The 15,284-nt window shown below is 67.5% G+C and carries 18 protein-coding genes; 11 read left to right on the forward strand and 7 right to left on the reverse strand.

The genetic code is table 11. The annotated features are described in order from the left end of the window. Positions 1-205: 205 nt before the first annotated feature. Together ASC79_RS18085 and ASC79_RS18090 are read right to left on the reverse strand one after the other, a co-directional pair. A complete protein-coding gene (locus ASC79_RS18085; protein WP_056021139.1) occupies positions 206-907 on the reverse strand; it encodes a TorF family putative porin in 702 nt (233 codons plus the stop codon). A 233-nt stretch (positions 908-1,140) separates the two neighbouring features. Further along, entirely contained in the window at positions 1,141-1,944 is an 804-nt protein-coding gene (locus ASC79_RS18090) for an SDR family NAD(P)-dependent oxidoreductase (protein ID WP_056021136.1), read from the reverse strand. Between the two features lie 82 nt (positions 1,945-2,026). Between ASC79_RS18090 and queF the strand changes: the two genes are divergently transcribed. Then, entirely contained in the window at positions 2,027-2,482 is a 456-nt protein-coding gene (gene queF / locus ASC79_RS18095; protein WP_056021133.1) for a preQ(1) synthase, read from the forward strand. A 282-nt stretch (positions 2,483-2,764) separates the two neighbouring features. Here the strand turns inward: queF and ASC79_RS18100 are convergent, their stop codons facing one another. Further along, the gene (locus ASC79_RS18100; RefSeq protein WP_056021129.1) at positions 2,765-3,376 is read right to left on the reverse strand and encodes a nitroreductase; all 612 of its coding nucleotides are present in this window, start codon (positions 3,374-3,376) and stop codon (positions 2,765-2,767) included. 76 nt (positions 3,377-3,452) lie between these two features. Here ASC79_RS18100 and ASC79_RS18105 point away from each other — a divergent pair, with 76 nt between their 5' ends. Both ASC79_RS18105 and cysE read left to right on the forward strand, forming a co-directional pair. Continuing rightward, positions 3,453-4,067, forward strand: coding sequence for an NUDIX hydrolase (locus ASC79_RS18105; RefSeq protein ID WP_056021126.1), 615 nt, complete (start codon positions 3,453-3,455; stop codon positions 4,065-4,067). 27 nt (positions 4,068-4,094) lie between these two features. Further along, positions 4,095-4,925: a serine O-acetyltransferase gene (gene cysE, locus ASC79_RS18110; RefSeq protein WP_056021123.1), complete on the forward strand. Its 831-nt coding sequence runs from the start codon at positions 4,095-4,097 to the stop codon at positions 4,923-4,925. On the opposite strand, the gene ASC79_RS18115 is transcribed toward cysE, so the two are convergent. Both ASC79_RS18115 and ASC79_RS18120 read right to left on the reverse strand, forming a co-directional pair. After that, positions 4,913-6,073 carry an MFS transporter gene (locus ASC79_RS18115; RefSeq protein ID WP_056021119.1) on the reverse strand — a complete coding sequence of 387 codons (1,161 nt, stop codon included), beginning with the start codon at positions 6,071-6,073 and terminating at the stop codon, positions 4,913-4,915. The two genes, cysE and ASC79_RS18115, sit on opposite strands and share 13 nt — an antisense overlap. A gap of 152 nt (positions 6,074-6,225) precedes the next feature. Next, on the reverse strand, positions 6,226-7,296 hold the full coding sequence (locus tag ASC79_RS18120) for a beta-N-acetylglucosaminidase domain-containing protein (protein ID WP_056021115.1): 1,071 nt from the start codon (positions 7,294-7,296) through the stop codon (positions 6,226-6,228). A 138-nt stretch (positions 7,297-7,434) separates the two neighbouring features. Here ASC79_RS18120 and ASC79_RS18125 point away from each other — a divergent pair, with 138 nt between their 5' ends. Both ASC79_RS18125 and ASC79_RS18130 read left to right on the forward strand, forming a co-directional pair. After that, on the forward strand, positions 7,435-7,641 hold the full coding sequence (locus tag ASC79_RS18125) for a DUF3126 family protein (RefSeq protein ID WP_056023547.1): 207 nt from the start codon (positions 7,435-7,437) through the stop codon (positions 7,639-7,641). A 25-nt stretch (positions 7,642-7,666) separates the two neighbouring features. Continuing rightward, positions 7,667-8,383 (forward strand): DNA alkylation repair protein, encoded by a 717-nt coding sequence (locus ASC79_RS18130; protein WP_056021113.1) that lies wholly within the window; start codon positions 7,667-7,669, stop codon positions 8,381-8,383. 52 nt (positions 8,384-8,435) lie between these two features. On the opposite strand, the gene ASC79_RS18135 is transcribed toward ASC79_RS18130, so the two are convergent. After that, positions 8,436-9,200, reverse strand: coding sequence for a PhoH family protein (locus ASC79_RS18135; RefSeq protein ID WP_056021110.1), 765 nt, complete (start codon positions 9,198-9,200; stop codon positions 8,436-8,438). A 322-nt stretch (positions 9,201-9,522) separates the two neighbouring features. On the opposite strand from ASC79_RS18135, the gene ASC79_RS18140 reads away from it, so the two are divergent. From ASC79_RS18140 to minE, 6 genes are all read left to right on the forward strand, one after another. Beyond that, the gene (locus tag ASC79_RS18140; protein ID WP_056021107.1) at positions 9,523-10,050 is read left to right on the forward strand and encodes a gamma carbonic anhydrase family protein; all 528 of its coding nucleotides are present in this window, start codon (positions 9,523-9,525) and stop codon (positions 10,048-10,050) included. A gap of 62 nt (positions 10,051-10,112) precedes the next feature. Next, the gene (locus ASC79_RS18145; RefSeq protein ID WP_056021104.1) at positions 10,113-10,895 is read left to right on the forward strand and encodes an enoyl-CoA hydratase-related protein; all 783 of its coding nucleotides are present in this window, start codon (positions 10,113-10,115) and stop codon (positions 10,893-10,895) included. An 80-nt stretch (positions 10,896-10,975) separates the two neighbouring features. Continuing rightward, on the forward strand, positions 10,976-11,440 hold the full coding sequence (locus ASC79_RS18150; RefSeq protein WP_056021101.1) for a hypothetical protein: 465 nt from the start codon (positions 10,976-10,978) through the stop codon (positions 11,438-11,440). 252 nt (positions 11,441-11,692) lie between these two features. Next, a complete protein-coding gene (gene minC, locus ASC79_RS18155) occupies positions 11,693-12,364 on the forward strand; it encodes a septum site-determining protein MinC (protein WP_056023544.1) in 672 nt (223 codons plus the stop codon). A 42-nt stretch (positions 12,365-12,406) separates the two neighbouring features. Beyond that, entirely contained in the window at positions 12,407-13,225 is an 819-nt protein-coding gene (minD, locus tag ASC79_RS18160; RefSeq protein WP_056021098.1) for a septum site-determining protein MinD, read from the forward strand. After that, positions 13,222-13,485, forward strand: coding sequence for a cell division topological specificity factor MinE (gene minE, locus ASC79_RS18165; protein WP_056021095.1), 264 nt, complete (start codon positions 13,222-13,224; stop codon positions 13,483-13,485). Before minD ends, minE begins: the two co-directional genes overlap by 4 nt. Here the strand turns inward: minE and ASC79_RS18170 are convergent. Further along, on the reverse strand, positions 13,482-15,170 hold the full coding sequence (locus ASC79_RS18170) for a sensor histidine kinase (protein WP_056021092.1): 1,689 nt from the start codon (positions 15,168-15,170) through the stop codon (positions 13,482-13,484). The genes minE and ASC79_RS18170 overlap by 4 nt on opposite strands. Positions 15,171-15,284 lie beyond the last annotated feature (114 nt).

A 15,284-nucleotide genomic window follows, 5' to 3' on the forward strand; every position in this document is an offset into this window, starting at 1 on the left:
TCGCGCTCCGCGTCCTGTCCGAAGGTTGGCAACATAGACGCGTCAACGCGACCGTCCAATGAAACTCCAAGGCGAGGTTTTCGCTCCGCAGGAGAACGATGTTTTTTCGTTCTGTGGCGGAATTCCCTCAGTAGTCGCGGGGAATAAAGCAAAAGAGCCGCCCCGTCGCCGGGGCGGCTCTCCATTTCGCCAAGTCTGACGAGACTTAGAACGCAGCCTTCAGGCCGAGGACGACGCGGCTCTCATACAGATCGCCGAAGTCATGCTCGCTGGTGTCGTGGTAACGCAGGTCCACGCCGAGGAAGTCGGTCAGGGCGTAGCCGACGCCCAGGTTCCAGGTGGTGTAGTCGCCGTCGTAGTCGACGTCCTGGTAGCCGAGGGCGCCCGAGACCGAGAACTTCTCGGCGATCGGGGTCGAGCCGTTGACCTCGAAGTAGGTCGCCTTGCCGGTGCCGCCGAAGAAGTCGTCCGAGTAGTAGACGGCCGCGCCGAGCGTGGCCGGGCCAGCCGGCACCGAACCGGCGACCTTGAACTCGATGAAGTCCTGGTCCGAGCCGGTCGGAGCGTTGATGTAGCCGTAGTAGATGACGCCGAGGTCCAGCGTGACCGGGCCGAGCTGCGGCTTGATGCCGGCATAGAGGTCGAGCTCGAAGTCGGTGTCGTTGCCGCTGCCGAAGTCGACGTTCGACAGCCAGGTGCCGGCGTAGACCAGGCCGCCGACGGTGGCGTCGATGCCGCCCGAGATCTGCGGGCTCTCGTCGGTTTGGCTGGCGCCGCGCCAGACGTAGTCAGTGGCCGCGCCGACGTTGAACGACAGGTCGATCGGGCTTTCGTCCTGCGCGAAGGCGGCGCCGCTCATGGCGATCGTCGCCGCGGCAGCCATCAGCGAGGTGGTGAGAGTCTTCATTTGCGTTGTATCCCCATTATTCGATCAGGCTCCAGCTGACCGTCGACCCGAGATCGCCATGCGGCAGACCGGCAGATCAACGTGAGCGGAGCTGATCACCTGTGCTGGGTATTCGCTGTTTGATTTTTGAGCGTTAACAAAACCTGGCGCCGCACTTTTGGGCGAATGACTGTGCTCTTGGCGCCACGGCCGCGAGTCAGGTCAGGGTTTCACCTGAGATTGCGTCCGCCCCCTCAGCGCATCGCCATGGGCGCATAGCCCAGGTGCGTTCCTGCATCGACCAGCAGGGTCTCGCCAGTGACGTGGCGTGACGCCGGCGAGGCGAGGAAGACCGCGGCGGCGGCGACATCTTCAGCGGTGGAGGCGGCCTTGAGCGGCGTGTTGGCGGCCGCGCCATCGCGCATCTTCTGCGCCCGCTCTGCGCCGACGCCCTTGTCGAACCACGGCGTGTCGATAAAGCCGGGGCAGATGGCGTTCACTCGAATGCGGGGCGCCAGGGCGCGGGCCAGCGACAGCGTCATGGTGTTCATCGCGCCCTTGGAGGCGGCGTAGGGCACGGACGAGCCGATGCCGGCGACGCCTGCGATCGAGGAGGTGTTGACGACGGCGCCGGGGCGCTCGCCGGCCTCCAGCAGAGCGCGCGCCGCGCGGGTCATCTGGAAGGCGCCCACGACGTTGACGCCATAGAGATGCAGGAAGTCTTCGGCCGACACGGCGTCGAGATCGGCATGGTTGGGCGCGAACTTGGTGGTGCCGGCGTTGTTGAACAGCGCGTCGATCCGGCCAAAGGGCTCGGCGGCCTGCGCGATCTTTCGGCAATCGGCGTCTTGGGCGACGTCGCCCTGGACCAGCACCGCCTTGGCGCCGTGCGCCTCGACCAGACGAGCGGTTTCCTGGGCTTCGTCGACGCTGCGCGCGTAGTTGATGACCACCGCTTGCGCGCCGCGGCTGGCGGTCTCGACGGCGATGGCTCGGCCAAGGCCCGTCGAGGCGCCGGTCACCACCACCACGAAGCCTTCGAAGTCATTCCCGGCCATGACGCTCTCCCCATCTATTGTTGCTTGTTTGATAGCCTCTCGCTTGGTTGCCGCAAACCTCCCGGCGGGATAAATCGCGGCGATGGAAGAAATGCATCTGACCCAGTTGGGCCGCGACGTCCGGGGTTTCGACAGCCCCGAGGCGGCGGTCCTGGAACGCGTCCCGAACCCGCAGAGCGATACGCTCTATCTGGCGAGGTTCACCGCACCGGAATTCACCTCCCTCTGCCCCGTCACCGGGCAGCCGGATTTCGCGCACCTGGTGATCGACTATGCGCCGGGTGATTGGCTCATCGAATCGAAGTCGCTGAAGCTGTACCTGGGCTCGTTCCGCAACCATGGGGCGTTTCACGAGGACTGCACGGTCGCCATCGGCCGCAAGATCGTCGAGGTCGCCGCGCCGCGTTGGCTGCGCATTGGCGGCTATTGGTTTCCGCGTGGAGGAATTCCGATCGACGTTTTCTGGCAAAGCGGGCCTGCGCCGGAAGGGCTGTGGGTTCCCGACCAGGGTGTCGCGACATATCGCGGGCGCGGATAATCAGAATTAACCGCAGGGTGCGTGCCAATTATCCTGGTCCGGACGGTTTCGGCGGCGGGAAAATCAGCCCGCGAAAAGTATTCACCCTGCTGAATACATCGCAAAAGTTGTAGTCCCTGACGGGCGGGCGCTTCGGGCGGCCTCAGGCCGCAGGGCGAACAGCCCTGATTGACTAGCGGTCTGCCAAGTCGGGTGATATAACGACCACGCCCATCTCTCCTCGGGCGTGTCACATCAGGCCGGGCAGCGGGCCATCGCTGTCCGGCCAATGTGTTTCTGGACCTAGGGCTTCCAGACTGTGGTCAGGGCCTGGCTGTCCGGGCGTTCCCGCTCCATCGGCGATTCCTTCGCCGTTCCAATGAAAATGAAACCGGCGACGCTCTCCCCGGGGGCCAGTCCGAGGATCGCCTTGGCCTCGCCGTCATAGGCGTACCAGTCGGTGATCCAGTTCGCGCCGTAACCCAATGCCTGGGCGGCGTAGAGCAGCCCGGTGCAGACCGCCCCCGCCGACAGCACCTGCTCCCACTCGGGAATTTCGTGAACGCGGGGCGCGGAGATCACGGCGATCCCCATGGGCGGCAGTTTCAGCTTCGCGAGCTTGGCGGCCGCACGCGTATCGCCGCGCGATTGGGCCAGCGCCTCTAGCCGCGCTGCGTAGGCCGCCTTGTCCTCTCCCCGCAGGATGACGAAACGCCAGGGCGCAAGCTTGCCGTGGTCCGGCGCGCGCGCGGCCAGACGGATCAACTGCGCGACCTCGTCGTCGCTCGGCGCAGGCTCGGCCAGGGTGACGGCCGATGACGAGCGGCGGGTCGCCAGAAAGTTCAGCAATTCGGGGCAGGGATGTTGTTCGACCGGAGCGCCAAAGGCGGGCGCTGCGGGAAGTGCAATGGACAAGACGGGCTTCTCGCTGGGATGAAGGGCTTCCCTTTATTGGGACTCGGCGTCGCGATCTGCAAGGTTAGTTGAGAATATGTCGCAAAAACCCGCATGGCTGACCGAGCATGGAAAGCCCTGGCTTCGCGGCGATTCCAAGGTCGCCTATGAAAATCCTTGGATCACGATCACGGAACACGACGCCACGGCGCCGACCGGCGCGGCCGCGTTCTATGGCGTCGTCGGCTTCAAGAACTACGCCCTCGCCGTGCTGCCCATCGACGCGGACGGGGCGGTGGTGCTGGTCGGACAGCACAGGTTTCCCTTCGCCGACTATAGCTGGGAAATCCCCGAGGGCGGGGGACCTAAGAGCGAGGACCCGCTCGCCGGCGCGCAGCGCGAACTGGCGGAGGAAGCGGGACTGGCGGCCGGCGATTGGCAGGAGGTCCTGCGCGTCCAGCTGTCGAACTCGGTCACCGACGAACTGGCGATCGGATACCTCGCCACCGACCTGAAGCCGGCGCCTGAAGTTCGTCACGCCGACGACACCGAGGACATCGCTATCGTCCGGGTCCCGTTTCGCGAGGCCTTGGCGGCCGCGACCGAGGGCCATATCCGCGACGCTTTAACGGTTGCGATGTTGCTCCGGGCGTACCACATGGCTCGAGAAGGGCTTTTGTCGGCGTCGCTCGCGCGCGCCATGCTAGGATAGGGGACCGCCTTGGGACGGGAGGAGCCTTTGAGCCAGCGCCTGGAAGTTATCGATCCTTCAGTTGCGCCGCCCGTTTGGGCCGCGTTGCGCATGGAAGCTGAGCGGGCGGCCAAGGCCGAACCTGCGCTGGCCTCGCTGCTGAACGCCGTCGTGCTCAGTCACGATGATCTGGGCGCGGCGCTGTCGTACCAGCTGGCGCGCAAGCTCGGGGACCAGGAACTGCGGGCGATGAGCCTGCGCGAACTGGCCGACGCGGCCTATCGGAATGATCCGCGCCTGGTCGACATCGCCGAGGCCGATCTCAAGGCGGTGTTCGAGCGGGACCCTGCCTGCAAGGGCTATGTCCAGCCGTTCCTGTTCTTCAAGGGCTTCCAGGCGCTGCAGACCCAGCGCGTCGCCCATTGGCTGTGGCATCAGGGCCGCGAGACCATCGCGCTCTATCTGCAGAGCCGCATGTCCGAGATTTTCCAGGTGGACATCCACCCCGCCACCAAGATCGGCTCGGGCGTGTTCATCGACCACGGCACCGGCATCGTCATCGGCGAGACCGCGGTCATCGGCAACGATGTCTCGCTGCTGCAGGGCGTGACCCTGGGCGGCACCGGCGCCGAGCGCGGCGACCGTCACCCCAAGATCGGCAACGGCGTGCTGCTGGGCGCGGGCGCCAAGGTGCTGGGCAACATCACCATCGGCGACTACGCGAAGGTCGCGTCCGGCTCGGTCGTGCTCAAGCCCGTCCCGCCGCATTGCACGGCGGCCGGCGTTCCGGCCCGGCTGGTCAATTGCCCGACCTGCGAAGAGCCGGCTCGCAGCATGGACCACACCCTCGCCGAGGCGGTCTACGACTACGTCATCTGAGCCGCGGCGGCTGGGACGCCGTAGTAGTAGCGGCGCAGCAGCACGAACGCTGCACCCGTCCCGACCAGTCCCATCAGGATCGCGACCCAGAACGGCGCGCCCGCCCATAGCAGCGCGGCGGCCGTAAGCGCGCCGCCGGCGCCTCCGGCGTCCCAGCCGCCTTCGGTGGCGATGTGGAAGCGGAGCGGGCAGGGCGAGGCCTTCGAGAGATTGTAGACGGCCGTCATCATGGTCGGGGTGTAGAGCGCGACGACCAGGGCGCCGGCGGCGTTGGCCGCGACGGCCCAGGCCGGGTGGCCGTAGCCCGCCGCCCGGGCGGCGATCACCGCGGCGGCTGTGCCGGCCGCCAGCCAAACGGCTCTGCGGCCATGGCCAGCGTCGATGAAGCGCCCCAGCAGCAGTCCGCTGATCGCGCCGGCGACCGCCGCCACCGCCATCGCGCCGCCGAACGCCGCGAAGTTCTCGCCGAGCGAGATGAACAGCGCGATCTGCCAGACGAACACATAGCCCGAGGCCATCCAGCCATCGGCGATGAACAGCGCCACGCCGGGCCGGGCCGAGGAGAACGCCAGCGGCGCCTCTTGGGCGATCGGGACCTCGGGCGTGAACAGCAACGGCAGGGCCGAGAGCGCCAGCACCACCGCCGTGGCCCCGAACGCGACCTCGGGCCCGATGGTGACCAGCGCCCAACCGGTCAGCAGCGGCGCGACGATGCCGACCATCGCGGCGATCGCCTCGCGCGCCCCGATCTGATGGCCCCGGTGTTCGGCGTCGCCCAGCGAGGCGAAATAGGCGTGGTAGGTGGTCCAGTAGAAGGTGTCGCCGATCGAGGAGACGGCGCAGAGCAGGAACAGCGGCCAGCCGACGCCATCGACCTGGGCCAGCAGCAGGTACTGTCCCGCGGTCAGGACCGTCCCGGCGATGACCAGCGGCTTGAGGCCGAAGCGCTTGCACAGCGGCAGCACCAGCGGCCGGATGAAGAAACGGCCGATCAGAATCGCGGCCAGCGACGCCAGAACCCCGTGCGCCGGCACGCCCGCGCGCAGCAGGTAGACGGCGAAGAACGCGCCCCCGCCGCTGAGCGCGAGCGCATGCACGCCGTAGTGCAGATTGAGCAGATTGACCGTGCTGTTGCGGAAGAAGGCCATGGGGCTGTCCGGAAAGGCGTGCGGCAAGCAGCCCAGGCTGGCGGCCTGGGCGGGCGGACGGCGGTTCGGGATGGTTCAGCCAGCCACTGGGTGGATCTTTCGGCTCTCTCGCTAGCGCGATCCGTCAGTCTTGGCGCCGCCGCCTCGCGGGTTCAAGTCGCTTCGATCTCGGCCAAGGTGATGCGATATGCGCCGTCCAGCCAGGCGACGATCTCGCGCGCGCCGGGGTGGTCGAAGCCGGCGTAGCGCGGGCGCATCCGGCTCACGTTCTCCTCGGTCAGGCGGTCCAGGCCGAAGCCCTGGAACTGGCTCATATTGCGCTCGACCGCCGCGGCCAGGTCCGCGCCCAGCACCTCGCGCGCGGCGGCCTGGAACGCGCGGCCGTACTCGTAGCCTTCGCCCAGCCGATAGCTCTGCGCCAAGGTGAGGGCAGGGATCAGCGACAGGGTCGGCTGCAGCGCCGGATTGACCGCGTGACCGGCGATGTGCGGGCCGATGCTGGCCGGGCGGCCGGTAAAGGCGCGCAGGTGCAGGAACGGCGACATCAGCGGCCCATCATTGACCGGATAGTTGTCCCACAGCATCGGTCTGCGCCGCAGTTGGCGGCCGACGCGCTCCAGGTGGCCCGGACTGAACTCGCGCGAGCAGACCTCCTCGCCGGTCCAGAACACCTCGATCGCCGGATCGAGCCCGGCGCCCAGGTCTTCCAGATAGTTGGCGGGGCGCTCGCCGAAGACGCGGTCGAGGATCGAATCGTCGGTGTAGTAGGAGGGGCAGACAATCACCCGGCGCGCCGTCGTCCGCTGCGCGATCCAGTGCACGATCTCGACCTGGCTGGCGGCCAGGCCCGGCAGGTCGCCGCGCATGTCGTCGAAGAGGATGGCGAGGTCGTCCAGGCCCAGTGCGTCCAGCTGGGCCAGCTTGGCGGCGAGCGCCTCCTGAGCCTGGGCGCCGAAGTCGCGGTAGATCTCGTAGGGGCTCAGCCCCACGCCAAAGCGCACCCCGAGCGTTCGGCAATGCGCCGACATGGCCGCCAGTTCGGACGCGGTCTCGGCTGGGTGCGGCTCCTGCCAGCGCCGACGCAGGAACGGATCGGCCTTGGGCGCATAGAGGAAGAAGCCATAGCCCTGCGGGGCCAGGGTCTCGACGACCTTCCGCCGTTCCGCCCATGTCCACGGCTTGCCGTAATAGCCCTCGACCAGTCCCAGCTCGACGCCCGCCACGCTGCTCTTCCCCGCTGCTTCGCAGGCCAGACTAGCGGGGCGACACGCCGCGTCCCCAGCTTTTTCAAACGCGGGCGCTTTGCGGCCGGGCGCAAAACCCGTAGGTTCCCGGCGAAATCGACGAAGGAGCACCGCGTGCTGGACGAAAAGACTATCCGCCGACTCGAAGGTCACCTGCGCGGCACCTTCGCCAACGCGCGGATCACGCTGGTCCCGCGCCCGAAGCAGAAAGACTCCGCCGAGGTCTATGTCGGCGAGGAATTCATCGGCGTGGTGTTCGAGGACGAGGACGGCGACGGGTCGTTCATGTTCGAAATGGCCATCCTGGCCGAAGACCTGCCCTGATCGGGCGGGCGGCGGCGGGAGATCGATGACGACCCCGCCGACCGCCGCGACCTTCCAGGCGCGACTGGTCGCCCTGCGATCCGACGAAGAGCTGGCCAAGATCCAGCGCTACTTCAAGACGGGCGAGGGCCAGTACGGCGCCGGCGACACCTTCATCGGCGTCCGCATGGGCCAGGTGTTCGAGCTGGCCAAGGCCTTCATCGATCTGCCGCCTGCGGAGATCGAGCTGCTGCTGGAAAGCGACATCCACGAGGACCGGGCCGGCGCCGTGAGCGTCATGGCCAAGCAGTACGCGCGCCGCTCGACGGCCGCGGAGCGCCGCGGCGAACTCTTCGACCTCTATGTCCGCCGCCATGACCGGATCAACAACTGGGATCTGGTGGACCTCGGCGCGAAGTTCGTCGTCGGCGCGCATCTGCAGGACCGCCCGCGCGATCTGCTCTATCGGCTGGCGGGTTCGTCCGATCTTTGGGAACGGCGCACCTCGATCATCGCCACGCTCCACTTCGTCGCCCGCGGCGATCTCGATGACACCTTCGCCCTGTCCGAGCTGCTGCTCGGCGACGCCCATGACCTGACCCACAAGGCGGTCGGCGGACTGCTGCGCGAGGCGGGCAAGAAGGATCGGCAGCGCCTGCAGGTCTTTCTCGACGACCACGCCGCGACGATGCCTCGGACCATGCTGCGCTACGCGATCGAACACTTCGAGCCCGACCTGCGAGCGCGCTACATGGCGCGATAGAACAGGTAGCCGGCCGGCCCCGGAATGCTCCAGGGCCGGCCGGCCTTTTGGGTCAGAGGACGCCCAGCATCTCGGCGACCAGCGGGTGGCGGACGATGTCGACGTCCTTCAGCCGCACCACCGCAATGTTGGCGACCGCCTCGAACTTGTCGGCGACGGGGCCCAGGCCCGACAGCTCCGGCAACAAGTCCGACTGGGCCGGGTCGCCGGTCACCACCATGGTCGAGTGCCAGCCCAGCCGCGTCAGCAACATCTTCAGCTGGCCGTAGGTGCAGTTCTGCGCCTCGTCGATGACCACGAAGGCGTTGTTCAGCGTGCGGCCGCGCATGAAGCCGACGGGCGCGATCTCGATGGCCCCTTCCGCCATCAGCGCGCGGACCCGCTTCATCGACAACCGGTCGGAGAGCGCGTCGTAGAGCGGCCGCAGGTACGGCGCCAGCTTGTCCTCGGCGTCGCCGGGAAGGAAGCCGATGGATTCGCCCGCTTCCACCGCGGGGCGCGAGAGCACGATGCGCCCGACCCGGCCCGCTTCCAGCGCTTCGACCGCCTTGGCGATCGCCAGGTAGGTCTTGCCCGTCCCGGCCGGACCCAGGGCCATGACCAGGTTCTTGGCGTCGATGGCGTCCATCAACTCCTGCTGGCCTGGGGACTTGGCTTTTATGGTCTTGAGATAGGCCTGGTCGCGGTCGTCGTTGTGGTGGGCCAGCGGCGACCAGGCGCGGTCTACCGGCAGCCGGCGGACTTTTGCGTCATCCTCGAACTGGGCCGCGTCGAACGCGCCTTCGCGCAGCTGTCGCTTCAGAGCTCGCTTGGTCATCTAGGCCTCCATCGGGGCAAGAAAAAAGGGCGACGCCGAAACGGCTCGCCCTCGAGGATGAATAGATTTTTCAGTGAAGCGGCGGCGTCGTGCGCAACGGCCGGCAGGCCCGTCTTCGGTTCGAGATCCAGGCGGGCTGACCCGCCGTAGCAAACGCGACACCTTGGTACCCCGCCCCAAAACTCAGGCCACGAACCGGACGCCGACTCGCGGCGTGATGCGGAAGGGCTCTCGCCCCTCTCGAATCGCATCACTAGAATGATGCTATCGTGGTTTCCAAAACCTTAAATAGTTCATTTGGTTAAATAAACGGGGTGCACGGATGAGTGTCTACAACTTGGGCGATGTCGCCCCAGAACTGCCCAATGATGATGAATACTGGATCGCGCCGAACGCGGCGGTGGTCGGCCGGGTGATTCTCAAGAAGAACGCCTCGGTCTGGTTCGGCGCGACGCTGCGCGGCGACAATGATCCGATCATCATCGGCGAGAACTCGAACGTCCAGGACGGCAGCGTTCTGCACACCGACACCGGCTTTCCGCTGACCATCGGCGCCAACGTCACCGTGGGCCACAAGGTGATGCTGCACGGCTGCACCATCGGCGACGGATCGCTGATCGGCATCGGCTCCATCGTGCTCAATGGCGCAAAGATCGGAAAGAACTGCCTGATCGGCGCCAACTGCCTGATCACCGAGGGCAAGGAGATCCCCGACAACTCGCTGGTCATGGGCGCGCCGGGCAAGGTGGTGCGCGAGATCTCGCAAGATCAGGCCCGCGTGCTCGCCGGCGGCGCCCATCATTATGTCGAGAACTGGAAGCGCTATCGCGCCGGCCTTCGTCCCGTCTGAGCGCTTGACCGACGTTACGGCGCCCCGGCGAGCGTGGAGCGGCACACAAGGGAGGATCCTCGATGGCCTATGAGTTCATCCGCGTGGACCGCGAGGGTCCGATCACCGTCTTCACGCTCAACCGCCCGGAGGTGATGAACGCGCTTCATTCGCCGGCGCACTTCGAGCTGGACGATGCGTTCAACGTCTTCGCCGCCGATCCTGACCAGTGGGTCGGCATCGTCACCGGCGCGGGCGAGCGCGCCTTTTCCGCCGGCAACGACCTCAAGCACCAGGCAACCGGCGGCGATATGAAGAGCCCGCCGTCCGGGTTTGCGGGGCTGACCTCGCGCTTCGACCTGACCAAGCCGCTGATCGCTGCGGTCAACGGCGTGGCCATGGGCGGCGGCTTCGAAATCGCGCTGGCCTGCGACCTGATCGTAGCGGCCGACACCGCCACCTTCGCCTTGCCCGAGCCGCGCGTGGGGCTGGCGGCCCTGGCCGGCGGCCTGCACCGCCTGCCGCGGATGATCGGCCAGAAGCAGGCCCTGGGCATGATCCTCACCGGTCGCCGCGTCAGCGCCGCCGAGGGCCAGGCGCTTGGCTTCGTCAACGAGGTCACGCCGGCAGGCGAACTGATGGCCGCGGCCCGCCGCTGGGCCGGGCAGATCTGCGAACTGTCGCCGATGTCGATCCGCGCCTCCAAGGAAGCGGTCTACCGCGGTCTCGACGAGCCGACGCTCGAAGCGGCGATCAAGGGGCAGAACCGCTATCCCGCGGTCACCGCCCTGTTCAAATCCGAGGATTTCGTCGAGGGACCGATGGCCTTCGCCCAGAAGCGCGCGCCGGCCTGGAAGGGGCGCTAAGGCCCTGCCAGGCTGCTGACACTCTCCTGGCAGCAGCGCCTCGGTAAACCGGGCGCTGTTCAATCAGGAGGACCGGCCAGATGGGCGCGGCGCACGACTTCGACTTCAATCACGGCGACTGGGACGTCACGAACCGGCGGCTCAAGGTCCGCGGCGTCGGCTCCGACGATTGGGATGTCTTCCCGTCGTACGAGAAGGCTCAGCTGTTGATGGACGGCGCGGTCTCGATCGACGAGAGCGACTTCCCGACCAAGGGCTTCCGGGGCATGACCCTGCGCCTCTACGACCCGGCCCTGGACCAGTGGGCGATCTACTGGATCAACTCCAAGGACGGCCAGCTTCAGCCGCCGGTCTACGGCCGCTTCAAGGACGGCAAGGGCGTGTTCGCCGGCGACGACGTGGACGACGGCAGGCCGGTCAAGGTTCTGTTCGACTGGAGCGGCACGGATACGCCGACGCCGCGCTGGAGCCAGGCGTTCTCGTACGACGGCGGGACGACCTGGGAGACCAATTGGATCATGGAGTTCCGACGCCCAGCGGCGTGACGGGACGCGCGCGCGTCCCCGAAGCTTGGCCGCATGGCGCCGAAACTGCGGCGGGATGCGGTCGCAAGAAAGCCCCAAGAATCTACGACTCCCGAGGTCAGGGAGCGCCCGGAGGGGGGACCCCTGTCCCCCAAATCCGGACGGAGGCGTCATGACCGCGCACAACGAATATTCGCACCGTGACGCCGGGCTCGCGACGTGAACGCCGAGACGTTTTCACTGCCCAAGATCCGGGTCCGTGGGCGCAGCATCATGGCCCTGATCCTTTGCCCGGAAGCGCCTTTCTCGCAGTGGTTCGCCGCGCTCGATCAGCAGATGCACAACTCGGCGGGGCTGTTCGACAATCGCCCCATCGTGGTCGACCTGGGGCCGGCTCTGGAGAGCGTCGGCCCTGAGTCGGTGCTGGTGGCGCTGGACGGGCTGAACGCCCGTGGTCTGAAGCTGATCGGGGTGGAGGGGGTCCGCCAGAACGCCCTGACGGGCACGCCTTGGGCGCAGCTCCCGACCAATCTGCACGGCAATGTCGCGCGCAAGGCGCGCAGCGACGTGGCTGCGGCGGCGGCGCCGGAGGCGGTCGAAGCCCAGGCGCCGGGGGCGCCCTCGCTGCTGATCGACCGGCCCGTCCGGTCGGGGCAGTCCGTGATTTTCGAAGAAGGCGACGTGACCATCGTCGGGGCCGTGGCCTCGGGCGCCGAGGTCATCGCGGGCGGCTCGATCCATGTCTACGGCGCCTTGCGAGGGCGGGCGATCGCCGGCCTCCGGACCGGTGGCGAGGCGCGCATTTTCTGCCGCCGGCTCGAGGCCGAGCTGGTTGGCGTCGATCACCTCTATCGGACGGCTGAGCACTGGGGCCCCGACCTTCACGGTCAGGCCGTCCAGGTCCGTTGCGACCGCGGCGCGCTGAGGCTGTCGGCGCTCGGATAGTTGAGTTTCTCGTCGTGGGGCGAGTGGAAGGAACGGTGAGTAATGTCCAAGGTTGTCGTCGTCACATCAGGCAAGGGAGGGGTCGGCAAGACCACGTCCTCCGCATCGCTGGGCGCTGCGCTCGCCCAGGCCGGGCAGAAGGTCGTCGTGGTGGATTTCGACGTCGGCCTGCGTAATCTCGACCTGCTCATGGGCGCCGAGCGGCGCGTGGTGTTCGACCTCGTCAACGTCGTCCAGGGCGACGCCAAGCTGGCCCAGGCCTTGATCCGCGACAAGCGGATCGAGACGCTGAGCCTGTTGCCCGCGTCCCAGACCCGGGACAAGGACGCCCTGACCGAGGAGGGCGTCGGTCGGGTCATCGACGATCTTCGCGAGAGCTTCGACTGGGTGATCTGCGACAGTCCGGCGGGCATCGAAAAGGGCGCGACTCTGGCGATGCGCTATGCCGACCTGGCGGTGGTGGTGACCAATCCCGAGGTCTCCTCGGTCCGCGACTCCGACCGCATCATCGGCCTGCTGGATTCCAAGACTCAGCGGGCGGAGAGCGGCGAGCGGATGGAAAAGCAGCTGCTGTTGACGCGGTACGATCCGGCCCGCGCGGCCAGGGGCGAGATGATGAGCGTCGAGGACGTTCTGGAGATCCTCGCCATTCCTCTGCTCGGGATCGTGTCGGAGAGCCCCGACATCCTCAGCGCCTCGAACGTCGGCTGCCCGGTCACCCTCCACAATCCGGGCTCGCCCGCCGCGCAGGCCTACAGCGAGGCCGCGCGCCGGCTGCTGGGCGACAATGTCGCCGTCAGCATCCCCCGCGAGAAGCAGGGCTTCATGAGCCGGCTGTTCGGCCGAAAGGCGGTCGCATGAGCCTGCTGAACTTCTTCGGCCGGAGCCGGCGCTCGGCGCCGGTGGCGCGCGACCGGCTTCAGTTGCTGCTCGCGCACGAGCGGGGCCTGGGCGGCGGCGAGGATCTCGCCGCCATTCTGCAGCAGGAGATCCTTGCGGTGATCGCCAAGCACATCGCGATCGACAGCGACCGCGTCGTGGTCAAACTGGACCGGGGCGATCAGGTCTCGACGCTGGAAATCGACATCGAGATGCCGGAGACGGCGTTGTCGCGGACCTAGCGGCCCGCGCCGGCGGCCCGGCTCTCCGGCTCGGCGCCGGCCAGGGGCACGTCGAAGCAGGCGCGGGTGCCGGCGCCGAGCTTGCTCGACAGGTCCAAGCGCCCGCCATGCCGCTCGATCAGGTCGTGCGAGAGCGCAAGGCCCAGCCCCCAGCCTTCGGGCCGGCTGACGCGATCGCCCATCTGGACGTACGGGCGGCCGAGGATGGCCAGGTCCTCTTCGCGGATGCCTTGGCCGAAGTCCTTCACGCAGATCAGCAGCCGGTCGCCCTTCACTTCGCACGACACCTCGACGAGTCCCGAGGGCGGCGAGAACTTCACGGCGTTGGCGAGCAGGTTGATCATGATCTGCTTCACGGCGCGCTGGTCGACATGAATCGCCGGCCAATCGCCCGGCTCCATGACCACGGTGACCCCGGCGTCGATCGAGAGGCCGCGGACCAGCCGCAGCGACTGTTCGACGATCTCCTTGCTGGAGGCGCGGGCGTGGGCGAGCTCGATCTGCCCGGCCTCGATCTTGGCGGTGTCCAGCAGGTCGGTGACCAGGTCGCTCAGGTGCGAGCCGGCGATCTCGATCGACTGCGCATAGTCGAGGTACTTGGGATGGCCGACCGGCCCGAATGCCTGGCGCGACATCATCCCTGAGAAGCCGACCACCGCCGTCAGCGGCGAGCGCAGTTCGTGGGTCATAGTCGCCAGCAGCAGCGTCCGCGCGGCCATGGCCTCCTCGGCGGCGTGGCGGGCGATGTTGGCTTCGCGCAGCAGGGCGTTGCGGCTGGCCATCACTCCGGCCACCGTGATCGGGGCCAGGGCGACCAGCATGACGCCCAGCCGCAACGACATCAGGTCGAAGCCCATGACCGAGGCGAAGCCCATCGAGGCCGACGCCGTGGACAGAAACAGCAGGCTCCAGACCGCGAACGACAAGGTCAGCAGGGTGGTCGCCGCCAGGCTGTAGGTCAGGGCGCACCAGAGCAGGGTCGGGACGGGGAAGGCCAGGGCGCCGGGGCCGCCGACCGCCGGCACCATGGCCAGGCTGATCAGATAGAGCAGCAGCGGCGCGATGGTCGCCAGCTGCGGCCGGGTCGTCGCCGTGCGGACCAGCCAACACTTGAGCTCGGCCGGGCGCGGGAAGGTCAGCGCCACCGGCAGGACCACGATGTAGTTCGCGAGCTCGGTCGCCAACCAGATGAAGAAGCCGCTGATCGGGTCGCGATGGAAGACCAGGGCGTTGACCGTGGCGCCCAGGACGCTGGTCGCCGCCGACGCCGCCAGCGCGATCAGGGTCACCGACAACAGCGAGGCGGGGCGCTGAAGTTGCCGGTCCTCGGGCGAGAGCCGCTTGAAAAGCAGATAGCCGATCAGGACGCCGATCAGATTGCCGGCCGTCAGCAGCAGGGTCCGCGACCAGCTGCTGCCAGTGATGGCGTCGGCGGCCACCAGGCTGGCGGCCGCGGCGAGCCAGCCGGCCGGCGTGGCCAGGTCGGGTCGACGGACGAGTAGGCCGAGCAGTATGGCGTTGGCCGCCCAGAAGGTGCTGAGGTGGCCGCTCGGCCGCAGCAGAATACCCGCCATAGCCGCGATGAACACGACCGAGCCGACAATCAGGCCGGCTTTCACCTGGTGGTTGAGGCCCCGGAGAAGGCGATGTTCGCCTCCAGCCGAGACCGTCTGCTGGGCGCTCATGAGGATGTCGATAGGGTCAGATTGCCGCCTAAGTCCATTGGCGCATGAAAGTCATGCGCACTCAAGGCGTCTGACCGCCCCGGGCGATAGGGCAGATTCCTGAGGTGTCCGGCC

Source organism: Phenylobacterium sp. Root1290 (genome assembly GCF_001425305.1).
GTDB lineage: Bacteria > Pseudomonadota > Alphaproteobacteria > Caulobacterales > Caulobacteraceae > Phenylobacterium.

Excerpts from the sequence above, each read along its gene's own strand:
- ASC79_RS18085 (WP_056021139.1), bottom strand. The coding sequence starts at position 907 with ATGAAGACTCTCACCACCTCGCTGATGGCTGCCGCGGCGACGATCGCC.
- ASC79_RS18090 (WP_056021136.1), bottom strand. The coding sequence starts at position 1,944 with ATGGCCGGGAATGACTTCGAAGGCTTCGTGGTGGTGGTGACCGGCGCC.
- queF (WP_056021133.1), top strand. The coding sequence starts at position 2,027 with ATGGAAGAAATGCATCTGACCCAGTTGGGCCGCGACGTCCGGGGTTTC.
- ASC79_RS18105 (WP_056021126.1), top strand. The coding sequence starts at position 3,453 with ATGTCGCAAAAACCCGCATGGCTGACCGAGCATGGAAAGCCCTGGCTT.
- ASC79_RS18115 (WP_056021119.1), bottom strand. The coding sequence starts at position 6,073 with ATGGCCTTCTTCCGCAACAGCACGGTCAATCTGCTCAATCTGCACTAC.
- ASC79_RS18130 (WP_056021113.1), top strand. The coding sequence starts at position 7,667 with ATGACGACCCCGCCGACCGCCGCGACCTTCCAGGCGCGACTGGTCGCC.
- ASC79_RS18135 (WP_056021110.1), bottom strand. The coding sequence starts at position 9,200 with ATGACCAAGCGAGCTCTGAAGCGACAGCTGCGCGAAGGCGCGTTCGAC.
- ASC79_RS18140 (WP_056021107.1), top strand. The coding sequence starts at position 9,523 with ATGAGTGTCTACAACTTGGGCGATGTCGCCCCAGAACTGCCCAATGAT.
- ASC79_RS18145 (WP_056021104.1), top strand. The coding sequence starts at position 10,113 with ATGGCCTATGAGTTCATCCGCGTGGACCGCGAGGGTCCGATCACCGTC.
- ASC79_RS18150 (WP_056021101.1), top strand. The coding sequence starts at position 10,976 with ATGGGCGCGGCGCACGACTTCGACTTCAATCACGGCGACTGGGACGTC.
- minC (WP_056023544.1), top strand. The coding sequence starts at position 11,693 with ATGGCCCTGATCCTTTGCCCGGAAGCGCCTTTCTCGCAGTGGTTCGCC.
- minD (WP_056021098.1), top strand. The coding sequence starts at position 12,407 with ATGTCCAAGGTTGTCGTCGTCACATCAGGCAAGGGAGGGGTCGGCAAG.
- minE (WP_056021095.1), top strand. The coding sequence starts at position 13,222 with ATGAGCCTGCTGAACTTCTTCGGCCGGAGCCGGCGCTCGGCGCCGGTG.
- ASC79_RS18170 (WP_056021092.1), bottom strand. The coding sequence starts at position 15,170 with ATGAGCGCCCAGCAGACGGTCTCGGCTGGAGGCGAACATCGCCTTCTC.